Source organism: Streptomyces sp. NPDC006314 (genome assembly GCF_040613075.1).
Classification (GTDB): Bacteria; Actinomycetota; Actinomycetes; order Streptomycetales; family Streptomycetaceae; genus Streptomyces.
This window is the reverse complement of the sequence record NZ_JBEXRL010000025.1, coordinates 14,703-32,533: the sequence shown is the minus strand read 5'-3', so window position 1 is coordinate 32,533 and position 17,831 is coordinate 14,703. Positions and strand designations below refer to the sequence as shown.

Here is a 17,831-nt window from a genome sequence, read left to right as displayed (position 1 = left end):
CCTCACACGAGCACGGGGCTCAGGAGACGCCGAGCTCCTTGGCGTTGGCCTTGAGGTCCTCCAGGCCACCGCACAGGAAGAACGCCTGCTCGGGGAAGTGGTCGTACTCACCGTCGCAGATCGCGTTGAACGCGGCGATCGACTCGTCGAGCGGCACGTCCGAACCGTCCACGCCCGTGAACTGCTTGGCCACGTGGGTGTTCTGGGACAGGAAGCGCTCCACACGACGGGCACGGTGGACGACCAGCTTGTCCTCCTCGCCCAGCTCGTCGATACCGAGGATCGCGATGATGTCCTGGAGGTCCTTGTACTTCTGCAGGATCGTCTTCACACGCATCGCCGTGTTGTAGTGATCCGCCGAGATGTAGCGCGGGTCCAGGATCCGGGACGTGGAGTCCAGCGGGTCCACGGCCGGGTAGATGCCCTTCTCGGAGATCGGACGGGAGAGAACCGTCGTCGCGTCGAGGTGGGCGAAGGTGGTGGCCGGAGCCGGGTCGGTCAGGTCGTCCGCGGGGACGTAGATCGCCTGCATCGAGGTGATCGAGTGACCGCGGGTCGAGGTGATGCGCTCCTGGAGGAGGCCCATCTCGTCGGCCAGGTTCGGCTGGTAACCCACCGCGGACGGCATGCGGCCGAGCAGCGTGGAGACCTCGGAACCGGCCTGCGTGAAGCGGAAGATGTTGTCGATGAAGAACAGCACGTCCTGCTTCTGGACGTCACGGAAGTACTCGGCCATGGTCAGGCCGGCCAGCGCGACGCGCAGACGGGTGCCCGGGGGCTCGTCCATCTGACCGAAGACCAGCGCGGTCTTGTCGATGACGCCCGAGTCGGTCATCTCCTCGATGAGGTCGTTGCCCTCACGAGTGCGCTCACCGACACCGGCGAACACGGAGACACCGTCGTGGTTGTTGGCGACACGGTAGATCATCTCCTGGATGAGCACCGTCTTGCCGACGCCGGCGCCGCCGAACAGGCCGATCTTGCCGCCCTTGACGTACGGGGTGAGCAGGTCGATGACCTTGACGCCCGTCTCGAACATCTCGGTCTTGGACTCGAGCTCGTCGAAGTTCGGGGCCTTGCGGTGGATCGGCCAGCGCTCACCCTCGTACTGCTCGTCGACGTTCAGCACCTCACCGAGGGTGTTGAACACCTTGCCCTTGGTGAAGTCGCCGACCGGCACCGAGATCGGCGCGCCGGTGTCGGTGACCGGGGCCTGGCGGACCAGACCGTCGGTCGGCTGCATGGAGATGGTGCGGACCAGGCCGTCACCCAGGTGCTGGGCGACCTCGAGGGTCAGCGTCTTCTTCTCGCCGGCGTTGGCCGGGTCGGCCACCTCGACGTGCAGAGCCTGGTAGATGTCCGGCATCGCGTCGACGGGGAACTCCACGTCGACGACCGGGCCGATGACCCGGGCGACGCGGCCCGTAGCCGTCGCGGTCTCAACAGTGGTGGTCATTATCGGTCACTCCCCGCGGTCGCGTCGGCCAGGGCACTGGCGCCACCGACGATCTCGCTGATTTCCTGGGTGATTTCGGCCTGGCGGGCCGCGTTGGCAAGACGGGAGAGCGTGTTGATCAGCTCGCCCGCGTTGTCGGTGGCCGACTTCATCGCGCGCCGCGTGGCGGCGTGCTTCGAAGCGGCCGACTGGAGCAGCGCGTTGTAGATACGGCTCTCCACGTAGCGCGGCAGCAGGGCGTCGAGGACGTCCTCGGCCGAGGGCTCGAAGTCGTACAGCGGGAGGATCTCGCCCTGCGGCCTCGCCTCCTGTGCGACCTCGTCGAGGCGCAGCGGCAGCAGGCGGGCGTCGAGCGCCGTCTGCGTCATCATCGAGACGAACTCGGTGAAGACGATGTGGAGTTCGTCCACACCACCCTCGGCCGTGTCCTTCTCGATGGCCTCGATCAGAGGCGCCGCCACCTTCTTGGCGTCCGCGTACGACGGCTCGTCGGTGAAGCCGCTCCACGACTCCGCGATCTTGCGCTCACGGAAGTTGTAGTGCGCGGTACCGCGCCGGCCGACGATGTACGTGTCGACCTGCTTGCCCTCGCGCTCCAGGCGCTCGGTCAGCTGCTCCGCCGCCTTGATGGCGTTGGAGTTGAAGGCGCCGGCCAGACCGCGGTCGCTCGTGAGGAGCAGGACCGCGGCACGGGTCGGGTTCTCCGCCTCCGTGGTGAGCGGGTGCTTGGTGTTCGATCCCGTACCGACCGCCGTGACCGCGCGCGTGAGCTCGGTCGCGTACGGCGTGGAGGCCGCCACCTTGCGCTGCGCCTTGACGACACGCGAGGCGGCGATCATCTCCATCGCCTTGGTGATCTTCTTGGTCGCGGTGACGGATCGGATGCGACGCTTGTAGACCCGGAGCTGGGCTCCCATGAGTCAGGTCCCTTCCTTACGTCACTTGGCGGCAGCGGCCGGAGTGTCCTCGCCGAGCAGCTTGCCGTCCGAGGTCTCGAACTGCTTCTTGAACTCCGCCACCGCGTCGTCGATCGCCTGGATCGTGTCGTCCGACATCTTGGCGCCCTCCCTGATGGAGGTCATCAGGCCCTGGTGCTTCCGGTGCAGGAAGTCGATCAGTTCCTTCTCGAAGCGGCGGATGTCGGCGACCGGGACCTCGTCCATACGGCCGTTGGTGCCGGCCCAGACGGAGACGACCTGGTCCTCGGTGGCCATCGGCTGGTACTGGTCCTGCTTCAGCAGCTCGACCATGCGCTGACCGCGCTCCAGCTGGGCCTTGGAGGCCGCGTCCAGGTCGGAACCGAAGGCGGCGAACGCCTCCAGCTCACGGAACTGGGCGAGGTCCACACGGAGGCGGCCGGAGACCTGGCGCATCGCCTTGTGCTGCGCGGAACCACCGACTCGGGAGACGGAGATACCGACGTTCAGCGCGGGGCGCTGACCGGCGTTGAACAGGTCCGACTCCAGGAAGCACTGGCCGTCGGTGATGGAGATGACGTTGGTCGGGATGAACGCCGAGACGTCGTTGGCCTTGGTCTCGACGATCGGCAGACCGGTCATCGAGCCGGCGCCCTCGGCGTCGGAGAGCTTCGCGCAACGCTCCAGCAGACGGGAGTGCAGGTAGAAGACGTCACCTGGGTAGGCCTCACGGCCCGGCGGGCGGCGCAGCAGCAGCGACACGGCGCGGTAGGCGTCGGCCTGCTTCGACAGGTCGTCGAAGATGATCAGGACGTGCTTGCCCTCGTACATCCACTGCTGACCGATGGCCGAACCGGTGTACGGCGCCAGGTACTTGAAGCCGGCCGGGTCGGACGCCGGGGCGGCGACGATGGTCGTGTACTCCAGGGCACCGTTCTCCTCCAGCGCGCGGCGCACGCCGGCGATGGTGGAGCCCTTCTGGCCGATGGCGACGTAGATGCAGCGGACCTGCTTCTTCGGGTCGCCCGAGCGCCAGTTGTCGCGCTGGTTGATGATCGTGTCGACGGCCAGGGCGGTCTTGCCGGTCTGGCGGTCGCCGATGATCAGCTGACGCTGACCACGGCCGATCGGGGTCATCGCGTCGACGGCCTTGTAGCCCGTCTCCATCGGCTCGTGCACCGACTTGCGCTGCATGACCGTGGGGGCCTGCAGCTCGAGGGCGCGGCGGCCGGACGTCTCGATCTCGCCGAGACCGTCGATCGGGTTGCCGAGCGGGTCGACAACGCGGCCGAGGTAGCCCTCGCCGACCGCGACGGAAAGGATCTCACCGGTACGGGTGACCGGCTGACCCTCCTCGATGCCGCTGAACTCGCCCAGGACGACCGCACCGATCTCGCGCTCTTCCAGGTTCAGCGCGAGACCGAGGGAGCCGTCCTCGAACTTCAGCAGCTCGTTCGCCATGGCCGAGGGCAGACCCTCGATCTTGGCGATGCCGTCGCCGGCGACGGTGACCGTACCGACCTCCTCGCGCGAGGCCGCGTCCGGCTTGTACGACTGGACGAAGTTCTCCAGCGCGTCCCGGATCTCCTCCGGCCGGATCGTGAGCTCCGCCATCTGGGTTCCCTGCTCTCCTTGTTGGGCCCGAAGTTTCACTTTGGGGGTCTGGGGGCGACCCCCAGGAATCCTCTGCACGGCCCAACCAGGGCCGTAAGTACGTACTGCTTTTCTCGAGATATCGAGTTGCTGCTAGCTCGCCATGCGGCGGGCGGCCTCGTCCAGCCGGTCCGCGAGGGAGCCGTTGATGACCTCGTCACCGACCTGCACCCGGATCCCGCCGAGGACCTCGGGGTCCACGTCCAGGTTGAGGTGCATCCGACGCCCGTAGAGCTTGGTCAGGGCGGCGCCGAGGCGCTCCTTCTGCCCGTCGCTCAGGGGCACCGCCGAGGTGACGACGGCGACCATGCGGTTCCGGCGGTCGGCGGCGAGCTTGGACAGGGACTCCAGTCCCGCTTCCAGGCTACGTCCCCGCGGCGCGGTCACGAGGCGCGTCACCAGACGCTCGGTGGCCGGCTTGGCCCGCCCGCCGAGCAGCCGGTGCAGCAGCTCGGTCTTGGCCGAGGTGCCGGCGGCACGGTCGGTGAGCGCGGCGCGCAGCTCGGTGCTGGAGGAGACGATCCGGCCGAACCGGAACAGCTCGTCCTCGACGTCGTCGAGCGTGCCCGCCTTCTCCGCGGCCGTGAGGTCGGCGATGCCCGCCAGCTCCTCCAGCGCGTCCACCAGGTCGCGCGACTGCGACCAGCGCGAACGGGCCAGCCCGGACACCAGGTCCGCGGCCGTGCCGCCGACCTGGCCACCGATCAGACGCTGAACCAGCCCCGCCTTCGCCTCTCCGGGCTGCGCCGGGTCGGTGAGAGCCCGGCGCAGGCCGGCCTCGCGGTCGAGCAGCGCGGTGACGGCCGCCAGCTCGTCGGCGAGCTGCGCGGCGTCCACGGACGTGGAGTCCGTCAGCGCGTCGAGACGCTCACGTGCGGCTGCCAGGGCCTCGCGGCTCGCTCCGTTCATCGCGTGGCCTCGGCCTTCTCCTCGAGCTCGTCGAGGAAGCGGTCGATCACACGGCTCTGGCGGGCGTGGTCCTCGAGGGACTCGCCGACGAGCTTGCCGGCCAGGTCGGTGGCGAGCTTGCCGACGTCCTGACGCAGCGCCGACGCGGCGGCCTTGCGGTCGGCCTCGATCTGGGCGTGGCCGGCGGCGACGATCTCCTCGCGCTGGCGCTGGCCCTCGGCGCGCATCTCGGCGATGAGCGCGGCACCCTGCTCCTGCGCCTCCTGGCGAAGGCGCGCGGCCTCGTGCCGGGCTTCGGCGAGCTGAGCCTTGTACTGCTCAAGGACGCTCTGGGCCTCGACCTTCATGGCGTCGGCCTCTTCGATGCCGCCTTCGATCGCCGTGCGACGCTCTTCCAGAACCTTGTTGATGTTCGGGAGGAGCTTCTTCCCGAGGAGGAAGAAGACGATGGCGAAGGTAACGAGGCCGATGACCAGTTCGGGGCCCGGCGGGATGAGGGGGTTCTGCTGCTCCTCCGCCGCCAGCTGCACCAGCTGCTGTGTCAGCTGCATGTCATCAGTGCCTTTCCCTAATGGGTGGTGTCGGCCGCGGTTTACTTGTAGGTGTAAACGAACGGCATGACGATGCCGATGAGGGCGAGCGCCTCACAGAAGACGAAGCCCAGGATCTGGTTGGCGCGGATCAGACCGGCGGCCTCGGGCTGGCGGGCGAGGGCCTGGGTGCCGTTACCGAAGATGATGCCGATGCCGATGCCGGGACCGATGGCGGCGAGGCCGTAGCCGACGGAGGCGATGGAGCCGGTGACGGCGGCAAGGGTCTCAGTGGCAGCCATGCTGATTCTTCCTTCTCTTTCAAGGACCGGTGGGGGTTGGCCACCGGACGTCTGATGGGGCGTATCGGGCGACGCTCAGTGGTGCTCGGCGAGAGCGCCCTGAACGTAGGTGCAGGCCAGCAGGACGAAGACGTATGCCTGGACGGCCTGGACGAAGAGCTCGAACATGATCATGAGGCAGGTCATCACGAAGGAGACCACCCCGGTCGGGGCCAGCCAGCCCCCCATGAGGTACCAGCTCGCGACCGTGAACATCACGAGCAGGAGGTGACCGGCGAACATGTTGCCGAAGAGTCGGACGGCGTGAGTGAAGGGCCGCACGAAGATGTTCGAGAAGAACTCGATCAGCATGACGAGCGGGAGCACCCAGCCGAGCGACTTGTCGTAGCCGGTGATGTTCTTCAGACCGCCGACGAAGCCGTGCTTGCGGAAGGTCACGGTCAGCCAGGTCAGGTAGACCACCAGGGCCAGACCGGCCGGGAAGGCGATGATCGACGTCACCGGGAACTGGGCGACCGGGATGATCGACCACAGGTTCAGGATCCAGACGAAGAAGAACAGCGAGACCATGAGCGGGACGTACTTGTCACCCTCACGCTTGCCGAGCGTCTCGTAGACGATGCCCCGGCGGACGAAGTCGTATCCCGCCTCGCCGACCATCTGCAGCTTGCCCGGAATGACCTTGGCCTTGCCGAACGCGGCCCAGAAGAAGCCGACCACGACGAGGGTCGTCACGATGGCGAGCAGCATGGGCTTGTTGAAGTCGTAGCCGCCGACCGTGAACATCGGCATGAACAGGAAGGAGTGGAGGCCCGGCGACGGAAAGCCGCAGCCGTTGTCGGCGAAGACACGGCAACTCCAGTCGAAGGCGAGCGTGGTCTGGTCAGCACTCACCGCGGGCTCCTTCAGCGTGGCGCATGGGTACGGCAACCTCGTTGTGTCGGCGCGGCGGACAGCCGCGGTTCGGCACCGGACTGGTGTTACGGATGTGGGGGCGACTGGGGGGCATCGATCCTCCCGATCGAGCAGGCGTCAGCTCGAATGCCCGCGCCCGCGATGCCGCAGTTGGCACCGGACGATAGCAGGAGATCTCACACGCCTTTATCCCGGCCCTACCCCTCACGACGACGGCCCCGTCTTCTGGGGCTTGTCGCTCTTCTCGGAGTCCGGTTCGACGTAGAAGATCTGGGACTTCAGGTGCGCACGGATCTGCGCGGCCATCCACACGACGGTCGCGGCGACGAGCGAGAAGGCGAAGGCCTTCGCGTTGAAGAGCGTGGTGCCCTTGAAGAGGGCCAAGAAGATCATGAGCAGCAGGAGTTGGGCCACGTACAACATGAGGCCCATCGCCTGGAAGAGCTGCGGGAGCGTTTTCGCCGTCCACTGCAGTACGTACAGGCCGATCCCCATGAAGAGGAGGGTCAGCAACACCCCGACCGCGGCACCGAGCGCCCCCTTGCCGCCCGCCACCGCAGCACTGACCGCGACTGCGACCACACCGACGGCTGCGGTGGGTACAGCGGTGTGCAGTAGGTTCCGGACGTCATTGGACCGCATGGCGGCAACTCCGCTTTCACAGGGGGCAGGGGTGTCGTCATGGACGAGCGTAGTCCCGGGCTGGCGTGAGGAACTTCAGCGCCAAGAGACCGACTCGCTGGGGTCCTTCGGCTCTATCCGGGTTCTCGTGAACGGTATCACAAACTATTTGATGAGGTCTTTACCCACGGCGTGTGCTCGCTGTCACACATGAGAGTGACAGTGCGCTTCTGTGCAAAAACGGTGCCGCTTTGCGTGGTATAGGGCTTTTCATACCCCCACGACTTGGCAATGCTTTAGTCAGATTCTTACCTTGCCGTCAGGGCGGGACCCGTCGGTCACCCCACCGTCTGGTCACTCTCCGTGTCTTGTCGCGCGCGGTGCGTGGTATCGAACTTCCGGCGCACGTAGGACAGGTCCGCGAGGAGGCCCGCCGAGGTGACGCGTCGGCTGTGCAGCCGGCGCGGCGCGTCGAGCGGCAGCGCACCCGTCGACTCCCAGCACAGACGCCCGTCCTCGTCGATGTAGCTCAGGGTCCGGCCCCTGTTGTCCGGGTGCAGGCAGTAGGGGATGTCGAGGAAGCCCCTGCGGAACGCCAGCAACAGGGCGCGGCCCACGTCCGGGGCGAGATCCAGGACGGCCCCGACCAGAGCCGCGGCCTCGTCGTAGGTCGCCGAGTCCGCCCCGGCGTCGACGGGCTTGTGCGGGGCCTGTCGCGCCGAGCGGGCCGCGTACTCCAGCGCCTGGACGTTCATCTCGATACTGGGTATGCGCCGGGATTCGGCCGCCGTCTTGACGATCAGCCGCTGCGCGCCGCCCTCGACAGCCAGCTCGGCCGCCTGTCCGAGCAGGCGAAAGGCACCGTCGTGCGTCTCCGGGTAGAGACCCATGTACGTGTAGATCACGACGTGCCAGTCGGGCACCGGCAGCAGCTCCCCGCAGAGCCGCCGCAGTGCGGCGACGGCCTCGCGGTCCTGTCCCGGGTGGGTCTGCTGGGCGTAGCTGACGGAGATGCTGCGGATGCCGTGCTGGGCGAAGAAGAGGGCCTCCAGCACGCTGATGGCCACGAGCTGGCTCGGCGGACACAGCTGACCGAGCATGCAGCCGCCGAAGGTCTCCAGGTGCGGCTCCACACCGCTGTCGCGGAGCCGGGTGAGCAGCTCGCAGCCGCGAGCCCAGTTGGCGACCGACTCCGCCAGCGGCGTGCGGCCGTAGGGCAGGCAGTAGGAAACCGGTCCGCCCTCGGTGGCGCCCAGGCGCACGGCGAGCATGGCGCGGAAGATGTCGAGCGGGTCCGCCGAACCATGGCGCACCTGGACGGGGAAGTCCGGCCCGCGGATGCCGGCCAGCACCGCCGCGGTCGTCGCGGCGGGATGGCTGACCACGGGATAGCCGTTGAGCGGCACGCCGTCCCGCAGGGCGCTCTCGACGGCCGCCAGCTGACCGACCCGGGTGTGGGCGTCGATCGTGATGGTGCCCACGGTCCGGGCGGCCGCCCCGCGCGTGGCCGCCAGCCCTGAGCGCATCAGGGCCGGGTCGCCGAATCCCATCCGGGGCTGCACGACGAGCCGGTCGGCGTCGCGTCCGGCCCTGACGTACGCGCCGAAGTCCGAGGCCGGCCGGTCGCTCATCGGGCGGTGCGCAGCGGGACCGGGACCGGGCCCCGGGGCGCCGCGTGGGGGAGGGAGCCGGCGAAGGCCGCCAGAGCGGCGGCCGGATCCGCGACCTCCTCGAAGACCTCGTCGAATCCGGCCTCCCGCAGGGCGTGGGCGCGGGCGGAGCTCATGCCGTCGACGCCGAGCTTGCCGCCGATGACCACGGGGGTGGTGATCAGGTCGGGGTGGGCACGGAGCTTCCGGATGACGCGCAGGCCGTCCTGGTGGCCGTGGCCGTTGACACTGCTGATGACAACGAACGCGGGGTCGGTCCCGGCACACCGGCTGACGAGCAGGTCGTCGGGGACGCAGGGGCCGAGGTTGACGACGTCGTAGCCGAGCTCCTCCAGGAGAAGCTGGAGGTACACCAGGTTCCAGGTGTGGGAGTCGGAGGCCATCGACGTCACGAGGACGGTCTGCCGCGGCGCGGTGCGCGGATCAGTCATGTTCTCCTGCCACCTTCCGGTAGGTCCGTACGTGCTCGATACGGGAGACGGAGACCACGTCGCCGTCGCGCACCACGGCCTCGGCCGGGGCCGGCCTGCCCAGGAACATCAGGAGGCTGGCGGTGGGGCCGTAGGCTCCGGTGTTCGGGATGGCGAGCACGTCGCCCGGGCCGAGATCGGCGGGGACCTCGACATCCCTGCCGAGGCTGTCCCCCGGGGTGCACAGCGGCCCGGCGAGGGTCACGCGCCGGGTCTCGGCGGCGCCGGAGTCGACGCGGACGGACACCGGGAGGATGCGGCCGAGGCCAGAGAGCCCGCCGAAGGTGTTGATGCCGGCGTCGAGGACGACGAAGGTCCGGCCGCGGCCGGTCTTGACGTTGCTGACGGACGCCAGCAGGCTGCCGCAGTCGCCGACCAGGTAACGGCCCGACTCGACCGCGAGCCGGGGGGTACCGTCCCGCCAGTGCGGGAAGCGCGCGTCGAGCGCCGTTTCGAGCGCGGCGCGCAGGCCCGGGTAGGCGGTGCGCTCCCCGTGCTGCCCGTAGGGCGAGGCGAATCCGCCGCCGATGTCGAGCAGGCGCAGGGGAACACCGAGTTCCGTCTCGACGCGGGCGGCGACGTCGATGGTGTGCCGGAACTCGGCGATCAGGGAGTCCTCGTCGGTGGCGTTGCTCTGGGAGAACAGGTGCAGCCCCGCGAGGGAGGTGCCCGGTACCGAGCGCAGCCGCGGCGCGAGGTCGGTGACGGTCTCGCTGTCGATGCCGAACTGGGTGGGGCGGCCGGTCATCCGCACGCCGGTGGCCGCCTGGGCCGTCGCGTCGTTGATGCGCAGCAGGCAGTCGGCGACCACGTCGTGGGCCAGCGCGGCCTCGCCGATGTGCCGCAGGTCGCCGAGGGACTCCGCGGAGAAGAGCCGGACGCCCAGCCCGATCGCCTCGCGCAGTTCGCCGGGGGTCTTGCCGGGCCCGGTGTAGAGGATCTCCGCCGGATCGTGACCGGCCTCCAGGGCCGCGGCGAGTTCACCGGTGGAACTGATCTCGGCACGGCAGGTGCGGCCCTCGCCCTCGCGCAGGGCGCGGACGAGGTCCACGTGCGGGTTGGCCTTGAGGGCGTAGAAGACGTCGAACTCCTCGGGCAGCCAGCCGAACAGGTCGCGCCGGGCGGCGTCGAGGCGGTCGAGGTCGTAGACGTAGAGGGGGGTGCCGTACTCGTCGGCCAGTTCGCGCAGGCGGGCGGGCTCGGTCATGCGTCCTCCCCTTCGAGCAGGGCCGCGAGTTCGCGGCGGGCGTTCTTGCCGTGGAGGGTGAGCGGGAACTCCTGCAGGACGCGGCAGACGGTGGGCACCTTCGGCAGTTCCAGGCGCTTGGTCAGCTCGGTGACGACCTGCTGCGGGTCGAGGTCGCTCTCGACGAACAGGGCGAGTCCGTGCCGGTCACCGGGCGGCAGCGCGGCGGCGGCCCGCACCCCGGGGATGTCCAGGGCCGCGCTCTCGATCTCCAGAGTGCTCATACGGAAGCCCTTGTGCTTGAACATGTCGTCGCGGCGGCCCTGGAAGTAGAGGTAGCCGTCGTCGTCCAGCCAGCCGTAGTCGCCGGTGTGCAGCAGGGGTTCACCGGTGCGGGGGTCGCGGCGGAAGGAGCGGGCGCTGTCCTCGGGGTTGCGCCAGTAGCCGGCCATCACATGGGGCCCGGCGGCGACGATCTCCCCCACCTCGCCGGCCTTCAGCGGGCTTCCGTCGTCGTCGAGGATGAGCACCCGGGTACCGGGCAGCGGCAGGCCGACGGAGTCGGGTCGGTCCTGATCGGCCTCGGGCGGCATGACCGTGATGCGCTTGGCCTCGGTCTGGCCGTACTGCCGCACCACGCGCGCGCCGGGGAAGCGGGTGCGCAGGGCGTCGATGGTGCTCTGCGGCAGGGCGGCACCGGTGTTGGTGAACATGCGCACGGGCGGGAGGGGCCGGTCGTCCCGGCCGGCCAGGCGGAGGATCATGGAGGCGAGGGACGGCACGATCGGCACGACGGTCACACCGGTCTCGCGCATGCGCCGGAGCAGGACGAAGTCGGACTCGCCGTCGGCGAGGACGATCTCGCAGCGGGCGATGCAGGTCATCAGGACCTTGCACAGGCCGTAGTCCCAGGACATGGGGAAGCGGCAGAAGACCACGTCGTCCGGGCGGTAGCCGAGCACCTCGGTCAGGGCCCGGCAGGCGAAGGTGACCTGGGCGTGGGGACAGGCGACCGCCTTCGGCGCCGCGGTGCTGCCCGACGTGTAGATCAGCACGGCCAGGTCGTCGGCGGCGACCGGCTCCTGTTCGAAGGCGGCCTCACCGGGTGACGCGAGGTCCGGCCGTACGTCGGCCATGTCGTGCACCGGGGCGGTGCTGACGCGGCGCAGCACCGGGGCGCCCGCGGCGTCGGTGAGGACGAGCTTCGGCTCCGCGTTCCCCACGACGGACCGCAGGTGGAACTCCTTCATCGCCGGATTGAGCGGGACGAAGACGGCGCCGACCCGGGACGTGCCGTAGAACATCGCGGCCAGTTCCCGGCTGGTCGGCAGCTGCACGACCACGCGGTCACCGCGGCCGATGCCCTGGCCGTGCAGCCACCGGGCGAACGCCCCGGCGGCGTCCGCCAGTTCGCGGTAGGTCCAGCGGCCGGTGGCGTCCCGGATCGCCGGGGCGTCGGGTGCCTCCCGGGCGGCGGCGTCCAGCAGGGAGTGGATGGTCTGGCCGTTCAAGCGTGGTTCCCCCGTTTCAGCGTGCGCGAGCGGTGGTGAGCGTGTCCCGCAGAGCGCGGCGGTCGATCTTTCCGTTGGTGTTCAGCGGCAGGTCCGCCAGCACGGTGAGGGTGTCGGGGACCATGTATTCCGGCAGGCGGGCGCGCAGCTCGGCGAGGACGTCGGCCGGGTCGACGTCGTCCCCGGTACAGGCCGCGGCGAGGCGTGTCTCGCCGCCCGGGCCGGGGAGGGTGAGCGCGACGGCGTCGCGCACACTCGGGTGGGCCCGCAGTTCGCTCTCCACCTCGCCGAGTTCGAGGCGGTAGCCGCGCACCTTGACCTGGTGGTCGAGGCGGCCGAGGTGGGTCAGGCCCTCCTCGCCGAGACGCACCCGGTCGCCGGTGCGGTACCAGAGCCGGTCGTCCGGGGCCTCGGGGGCGTCGACCGCCGCGGCCCGCCCGTCACCGGGTTCGTACCGCAGGAAGCGGCCGGCGTTGTCGGCGGGGTCGAGGTAGCCGGGGAAGCGCTGGACGCCCCGGACGCACAGCTCGCCCTCGTCGGCGGGGCGGCCCTCGTCGTCCACGACGAGCTGCTCCAGGCCGGGATGGAGCTGTCCGATCGGCACGGTGCCGTTCCCGGAGACCGGCTCGGCCGGGGTTCCGGTCAGCCGGTACTGGGTGCAGCTGAGGGTCAGCTCCGTCGGCCCGTACAGGTTCTCGAGGACGCTGTCGGGGGCGGCCGCCTGCCAGGCCTCGGCCTGGGCGGCGGTCAGCGGCTCGCCGCAGAACAGGCTCCAGCGGAGCGTGGGCATGCTGCCGGGGGCCAGGCCGCGCAGCCGCCGGGCGAGGGAGATCACCGACGGTACGGAGAACCAGTGGGTGATGCGTTCCCGGGCGACGAACCGGGCGGGGGCGAGGAGGTCGCCGCGGCCGGGCACGACCACCGTCGCGCCGCGGCTCCAGGCCGCGAACAGGTCGAAGACGGAGAGGTCGAAGGTGAGGTCGAAGGTCTGGGAGAGCCGGTCGCCGACGCCGATGCCGTAGCGGGCGGTCACATGGTCGAGGTAGGCCGTGACGTTGCGGTGCCGGATCGGGACGCCCTTCGGGGTACCGGTCGAGCCCGACGTGAAGAGGATGTAGCAGACGTCGTCGGGCCCCGCGGCGCGCGCCTCCGCCTCCGGGTGGGGCGCGGGGTTCGCGGCGGCCGTCGTGACGTCGGGTGCCAGCACGGGCACCGGCAGCGGTGTGCCGGCGTGTTCCGGGTCGGCCAGGACGCGGTCCAGTGCCGCCGCCTTCGCCGTCGCCGCCGTGCGCGGAGGCGGGAAGCCGGGGTGCAGGGGCACCACGGTGGCGCCGAGCCGCTGTACGGCGAGGTAGCCGGCGTAGGCGGTCAGGGTGCGCAGGGCGAGCAGGCCGACACGGCGCGGGCCCGCGCCGCCCGTGGATGCGACCAGGGCGGCGGCGATGTGTCCGGCGAGGGCGTCCAGTTCGGCGTAGGTGTGGCGCGCGCCGTCGAGTTCGAGCGCCGCCGCGTCCGGGTGCCGGCGGGCCGACTCCGCGAACCGCGCGTAGAGGGTGTCCTGTCGGATCATCGGGCGACGCTTTCCACGGGTTCGTTCTGCAGATGTTCCACGGTCTTGATGACCTGGGCGAACGCCGTCTCCACGGCTCCGGCCCGGTAGCGTCCGCGCTCGGCGGAGGCGATGCCGAAGCGCACGGCCTGGGGAAGGCTGCCCCACGCGGCCGCGGCCTCCGGAACGCCCGCCGTCCGCGGCCGGGAGGCCAGGTGGAAACGCTGGTGGCGGGCGGCGGTCCAGATGTCGTCGGCGTAACGGACCAGGGCGTCCGGGTCGGCGCACACCGTGTCGGCGACGTGGCGCAGCGCGGGCAGCAGCCCTTCCACCCAGGTGCCGTCGGCGAGGGGGGCGTCCGGCGTGTCGGTGAGTTCCAGCCAGCGGTAGCCGGTGTACGGGGCCGGCTCGGCGGCCTCCCCCAGGGCGAACCGGTCCCGGCTGACGGCCTGGGCGGTCGTCCGGCTCAAGGGGGTGAGGAGATCCCGGAGTCCGGCGTCGTCGACCACGCCCTGGTACGCCTTCTGGGTGCCGCGCGGGGTGAGGGCGTCGAAATCGTCGCGCACGGACCAGGTGCTGTCGCCGTGCCGGCCGAGCACCACCCAGTGCGAGGTCTCCTCCGCGCCGTACGACGGGGACCAGGGGATGTGGCGGGTGTTGCCGACGGCGAGCACGGCGCCGTGGCGGGCCAGTTCGGCGTCGAGGGCGGCGCGGGCCTCGGCCCAGTCGCCGGCACCTCGGTAGGCGAGTCCGCGGCCCTGCTCGTCCACGTCCACACGGGCGTGGTGGGAGAACGCCAGTCCGCCCTCGGGCGGATCGGTGCGCACCCGCAGGCGGACGGCGGCCGCGAGCCGGTCCCCGATGCCGGGGACGCGGGGTTCGAGGTAGGCCACCAGGCTCGCGGTGTAGCAGCTCAGCTCGGCCGGAGGCTCACTCACTGTCGTTCTCTCCAGAGGCGTTCGATGGGGACGTGGGTGCGGGGAGGGCCGTATAGGCGCAGCTCAGCGGGATCGGTGAGGACTCGCGCAGGCTGACCCAGCGGTGGCGGCCCCAGGTGCCGTGCCGGGCCCAGGGCGTGACGTCGGGCTTCCACACACCGCCGGCGAGCCCGGTGCCGTCGGCCTTGACGATGGCCTCCCGCACGGTCCACAGCCAGGTGTACTCCGTGGCCCGCGCCGCCATGGGCAGGTGGGCGAGTCGCTCGGTGTGGTTCTTGGCGCAGCGGCGCAGCATGGCGTCGGAGACGGTGTCGGGCGGGTACTGCAGGTCGACGCCGACGGCGTGGTCCAGGGCGGCGCACGCGGCGACGGAGTCGCCGTCGTGGCTGACGCTGATGCCGATGCGGGGCCGGCCGACGAGGCGGGGGGCGCCCCGGTCGCTGTAGGCGACGGGTGCGTGCCGGGCCTCGGGGAAGTGGGCGGCCAGCAGGGTGCGCAGGGCCCGGCGCGCGGCCAGGTGCTCGCGGGCGCGCCAGCCGGGCAGGTGTGCGGCGCCGGCCAGGTCGTCCGGGGTGAGGCCGGCCGGATCGCCGACCGGTTCCACGACGACCCAGATGCCGGGGGCCGCCTCGGTGTGCAGGCGGGTCCCGGTGGCGTCGGCGCTGACGGCGGTCATCGCGTCGGACCGCCCAGGACCTGGTCGAGGCGTTCGGCGACGGTGTCGAGGACGACCTCGGTGGTGCCGCCGCCGATGCCGAACACCGCGGCCTCGGCCCGCAGCCGCTGCACTCCGTCGCGCTCGAAGCCGTCGGCCCCCTGCAGGTGGCCGCACTCGGTGAGGACGTGTTCCACGGTCATGCCGGAGAGCGCCTTGAGCGTGGCGGCAGCGGTGGCGTCGTACCGGGCGGCGATGCGGTCGGCGGACTGGTTCCACAGCGCGTCGAGGGCGCTGATCCGCACGGCGCAGCCTGCGAGTCGCTGCCGCACGGAGGGTGACTGGCGCAAGGGGGTGCCGTCGACGGTGCGGGTGGCGAGTCGGCGGGCCGTGTCGGCGACGACCCTGCGGCACAGCTCCACCGCCCAGGCGGCGGAGGCCAGGCGCTCCACGGCCATGTGCCGGGCGAAGAGCGCCAGGCCCCGGCCGGGGCGGCCGAGGACGTACTCGCGGGGCAGGCGCACGGAGTGGAAGTCCACGTGCCCGAGGCCCGCGCCCTGGAAGAGTTCGGTGTCGGCCGGTCGCACCGTCACGCCGGGTGCGGTCAGCGGGACCAGTACCCAGGTGAAGCTGGTGAAGTGGCGGCCGGGGCGGTGCCGGGCCAGGACCAGGGCGTGGCCGGCGGTCAGGGCGGAGGTCACCCAGCGCTTGCCGCCGTCGAGGACGAGGTCGCCCCCGGGGTCGGAGAGGTCGACGGTGGTGCCCAGTGCGGCGAGGTCGGAGCCGGCGGAGGCGGCGTCGGTGGCCGCGAGGGCGAGCAGTTCCTCGCCGTCGCGGGCCGCGCGCAGCAGCCGTGAGGTGGCCGGGCTGTCGGCCGCCTCGGCGAGCAGTGGTGTCGCGGTGGCGAGTTGGACGAGCAGTGCGAGAACGGTGCCCTGGGTGCCGTGCGCGTCCGCCTCGCCGAGGATGCGGCGCAGCAGCGACGGGTCGAGGCGACCGGTCGGCTCCCTGCCGTAGAGCTCGGTGAGCGTGCCGGAGGCGGCGAGCGCCGCGAGGATCCCGGCCACGTCGCCGTCGGGCGGCCCGAGCGGCCGGTCAGACAAGGCGCACCTCCGCATCGAGCAGGGCGAGCCTGCCGTCGGCGAGGTGGAGGCGGTCGTTCTTGTAGTTGAGCGCGGCCGACCTGAGGTCGCGCAGGGCGCGTTCGAGGCCGGTGGGCGAGTTCCTGAGGTAGCCGTGGCGCAGGCCGACGGCGTCGATCAGGTCCTCGACGGTGCGGTGGCACTCCTCGGAGGCGGTGATCTTGAGTGCGTTGACCAGCAGCTGGTACGGAGGGCGTGACAGGTCGTCGCCGTCGTCCGCCGCCCGGGAGAGCGTGGTGGCCGTGTGCCGCAACAGCGCGTGCACGGTGTCCAGGCGCTGCCGGGCCCGGGAGAGCCGGGTCAGCAGGAGTTCGGAGTCGAGGTCGGTGCTCTTGCGGCCGGCCGGGCTGCGCAGGGTGTGCAGCACCCGGGACAGCGCACCGGCGGCGGTACCGAGCCAGGTCGCGGCCCAGCCGAGGTGGGCCAGCGGGCCGAAGGTGTCCAGGACGACCTTGCGGAACTGGCCGTGCTCGCCGACGACCTGGTGGCCGGGGACCTGGCCGGTGAGTTTCAGTGCGACGCTGTGGCTGGCGCGCATGCCGAGCGGGTCCCAGTCGCCGGAGACGCCGATGTCGAGCTGGTCGCGGTGGGCGTAGACGAGGGAGACCTCGTGCGGGGAGCGGGCCGTGGGGCTGAGCATGGTGATCAGGAAGCCGTCGGCATGTGCGCCGCCGGTGACGATCGGTGCGACGCGGTCGATGACCAGCCGCCCGTCGTCCGTGGCGAGTTCGGCGGCGGAGGTCAGCAGATGGCCGCCCTTGCCGGCCTCGGTGGTGACGGAGGCGAGGTAGAGGCGTCCCGCGGCGATCTCCGGGAGGAGTTCGCCGGCGAGCCGGGGGGCCGCGTGCCGGACGATGCCGGCGACCTGCTGGCAGTGCATCGTGAAGATCATGGCGACGGACATGTCGACGCGGCCGAGGGCGATGCCGGCGTCCAGGACGTCGTCCACGCCGCCGCCCATCCCGCCGTGGGCGGTGGGGACCATCAGGCCGAGCAGTCCGGTGCGGCGCATCTCGTCGAGGGCGGCGACGGGGAACTCGGCGGCTTCGTCGCAGGCCGCCGCGTGCCGCGCGGCCGTCTCGCACACGCGGCGGACGGCCTCCTCGGCGGCCTGCGCGTCGAAGCCGGTGCGGTCGAAGCCCCTCACATCGCGTCCGCAGCGTCGGCGGGCATGGCCTTGACGGCCGCGTTCCACAGGTTGCCCGCGGTGGCGAAGGTTTCCTCGGTCAGGGCGTCGTCGGGCAGTTGCACGCCGAAGGTGTCCTCCAGGGTGAACATCAGCTCGATGGCCTGCATGGAGTCCAGTCCGAGTTCGCGCAGCGGGGTGTCGGCGGTGATGGGCTGGTCACCGAGAAAGGGCAGGAACGGCTTGAGCATCTCGGTAAAGCGGGCGTCCACGGAAGAGCT

General features: G+C 70.9%; 18 protein-coding genes. All 18 read right to left on the bottom strand.

Annotated elements, in window-relative coordinates; translation table 11 throughout:
• Positions 1 to 19 precede the first annotated feature (19 nt).
• Positions 20 to 1,456 carry a F0F1 ATP synthase subunit beta gene (gene atpD / locus ABZ079_RS32120; RefSeq protein ID WP_356942965.1) on the bottom strand — a complete coding sequence of 479 codons (1,437 nt, stop codon included), beginning with the start codon at positions 1,454 to 1,456 and terminating at the stop codon, positions 20 to 22.
• Positions 1,456 to 2,373 (bottom strand): F0F1 ATP synthase subunit gamma, encoded by a 918-nt coding sequence (locus ABZ079_RS32115; protein WP_356942964.1) that lies wholly within the window; start codon positions 2,371 to 2,373, stop codon positions 1,456 to 1,458. The genes atpD and ABZ079_RS32115 overlap by 1 nt, the downstream gene beginning before the upstream one ends.
• Positions 2,374 to 2,394: 21 nt before the next feature.
• Positions 2,395 to 3,987 (bottom strand): F0F1 ATP synthase subunit alpha, encoded by a 1,593-nt coding sequence (gene atpA, locus ABZ079_RS32110; RefSeq protein WP_356942963.1) that lies wholly within the window; start codon positions 3,985 to 3,987, stop codon positions 2,395 to 2,397.
• A gap of 132 nt (positions 3,988 to 4,119) precedes the next feature.
• Entirely contained in the window at positions 4,120 to 4,935 is an 816-nt protein-coding gene (locus tag ABZ079_RS32105; RefSeq protein WP_356942962.1) for a F0F1 ATP synthase subunit delta, read from the bottom strand.
• The gene (locus tag ABZ079_RS32100; RefSeq protein WP_356943022.1) at positions 4,932 to 5,480 is read right to left on the bottom strand and encodes a F0F1 ATP synthase subunit B; all 549 of its coding nucleotides are present in this window, start codon (positions 5,478 to 5,480) and stop codon (positions 4,932 to 4,934) included. Before ABZ079_RS32100 ends, ABZ079_RS32105 begins: the two co-directional genes overlap by 4 nt.
• A gap of 47 nt (positions 5,481 to 5,527) precedes the next feature.
• Positions 5,528 to 5,767 carry an ATP synthase F0 subunit C gene (gene atpE, locus ABZ079_RS32095; RefSeq protein ID WP_351250117.1) on the bottom strand — a complete coding sequence of 80 codons (240 nt, stop codon included), beginning with the start codon at positions 5,765 to 5,767 and terminating at the stop codon, positions 5,528 to 5,530.
• Positions 5,768 to 5,842: 75 nt separating this feature from the next.
• Entirely contained in the window at positions 5,843 to 6,661 is an 819-nt protein-coding gene (gene atpB, locus ABZ079_RS32090; protein ID WP_356942961.1) for a F0F1 ATP synthase subunit A, read from the bottom strand.
• 225 nt (positions 6,662 to 6,886) lie between these two features.
• Positions 6,887 to 7,324 carry a hypothetical protein gene (locus tag ABZ079_RS32085; protein WP_356942960.1) on the bottom strand — a complete coding sequence of 146 codons (438 nt, stop codon included), beginning with the start codon at positions 7,322 to 7,324 and terminating at the stop codon, positions 6,887 to 6,889.
• 317 nt (positions 7,325 to 7,641) lie between these two features.
• Complete coding sequence (locus ABZ079_RS32080; RefSeq protein ID WP_356942959.1) at positions 7,642 to 8,934, bottom strand: methylaspartate mutase; 1,293 nt, start codon at positions 8,932 to 8,934, stop codon at positions 7,642 to 7,644.
• The gene (locus ABZ079_RS32075) at positions 8,931 to 9,404 is read right to left on the bottom strand and encodes a cobalamin-dependent protein (RefSeq protein ID WP_356942958.1); all 474 of its coding nucleotides are present in this window, start codon (positions 9,402 to 9,404) and stop codon (positions 8,931 to 8,933) included. Before ABZ079_RS32075 ends, ABZ079_RS32080 begins: the two co-directional genes overlap by 4 nt.
• A complete protein-coding gene (locus ABZ079_RS32070) occupies positions 9,397 to 10,650 on the bottom strand; it encodes a type III PLP-dependent enzyme (RefSeq protein WP_356942957.1) in 1,254 nt (417 codons plus the stop codon). The genes ABZ079_RS32075 and ABZ079_RS32070 overlap by 8 nt, the downstream gene beginning before the upstream one ends.
• Positions 10,647 to 12,140 carry an AMP-binding protein gene (locus ABZ079_RS32065; protein WP_356942956.1) on the bottom strand — a complete coding sequence of 498 codons (1,494 nt, stop codon included), beginning with the start codon at positions 12,138 to 12,140 and terminating at the stop codon, positions 10,647 to 10,649. The genes ABZ079_RS32070 and ABZ079_RS32065 overlap by 4 nt, the downstream gene beginning before the upstream one ends.
• 16 nt (positions 12,141 to 12,156) lie before the next feature.
• Entirely contained in the window at positions 12,157 to 13,710 is a 1,554-nt protein-coding gene (locus ABZ079_RS32060; protein WP_356942955.1) for an amino acid adenylation domain-containing protein, read from the bottom strand.
• The gene (locus ABZ079_RS32055; RefSeq protein WP_356942954.1) at positions 13,707 to 14,627 is read right to left on the bottom strand and encodes a hypothetical protein; all 921 of its coding nucleotides are present in this window, start codon (positions 14,625 to 14,627) and stop codon (positions 13,707 to 13,709) included. The genes ABZ079_RS32060 and ABZ079_RS32055 overlap by 4 nt, the downstream gene beginning before the upstream one ends.
• Complete coding sequence (locus ABZ079_RS32050; protein ID WP_356942953.1) at positions 14,620 to 15,303, bottom strand: 4'-phosphopantetheinyl transferase superfamily protein; 684 nt, start codon at positions 15,301 to 15,303, stop codon at positions 14,620 to 14,622. The genes ABZ079_RS32055 and ABZ079_RS32050 overlap by 8 nt, the downstream gene beginning before the upstream one ends.
• Complete coding sequence (locus ABZ079_RS32045) at positions 15,300 to 16,385, bottom strand: acyl-CoA dehydrogenase (RefSeq protein WP_356942952.1); 1,086 nt, start codon at positions 16,383 to 16,385, stop codon at positions 15,300 to 15,302. Before ABZ079_RS32045 ends, ABZ079_RS32050 begins: the two co-directional genes overlap by 4 nt.
• Positions 16,378 to 17,571: an acyl-CoA dehydrogenase family protein gene (locus tag ABZ079_RS32040; RefSeq protein WP_356942951.1), complete on the bottom strand. Its 1,194-nt coding sequence runs from the start codon at positions 17,569 to 17,571 to the stop codon at positions 16,378 to 16,380. Before ABZ079_RS32040 ends, ABZ079_RS32045 begins: the two co-directional genes overlap by 8 nt.
• Positions 17,568 to 17,822, bottom strand: a complete 255-nt coding sequence (locus tag ABZ079_RS32035) for an acyl carrier protein (protein ID WP_356942950.1) — start codon at positions 17,820 to 17,822, stop codon at positions 17,568 to 17,570. Before ABZ079_RS32035 ends, ABZ079_RS32040 begins: the two co-directional genes overlap by 4 nt.
• Positions 17,823 to 17,831: the final 9 nt, after the last annotated feature.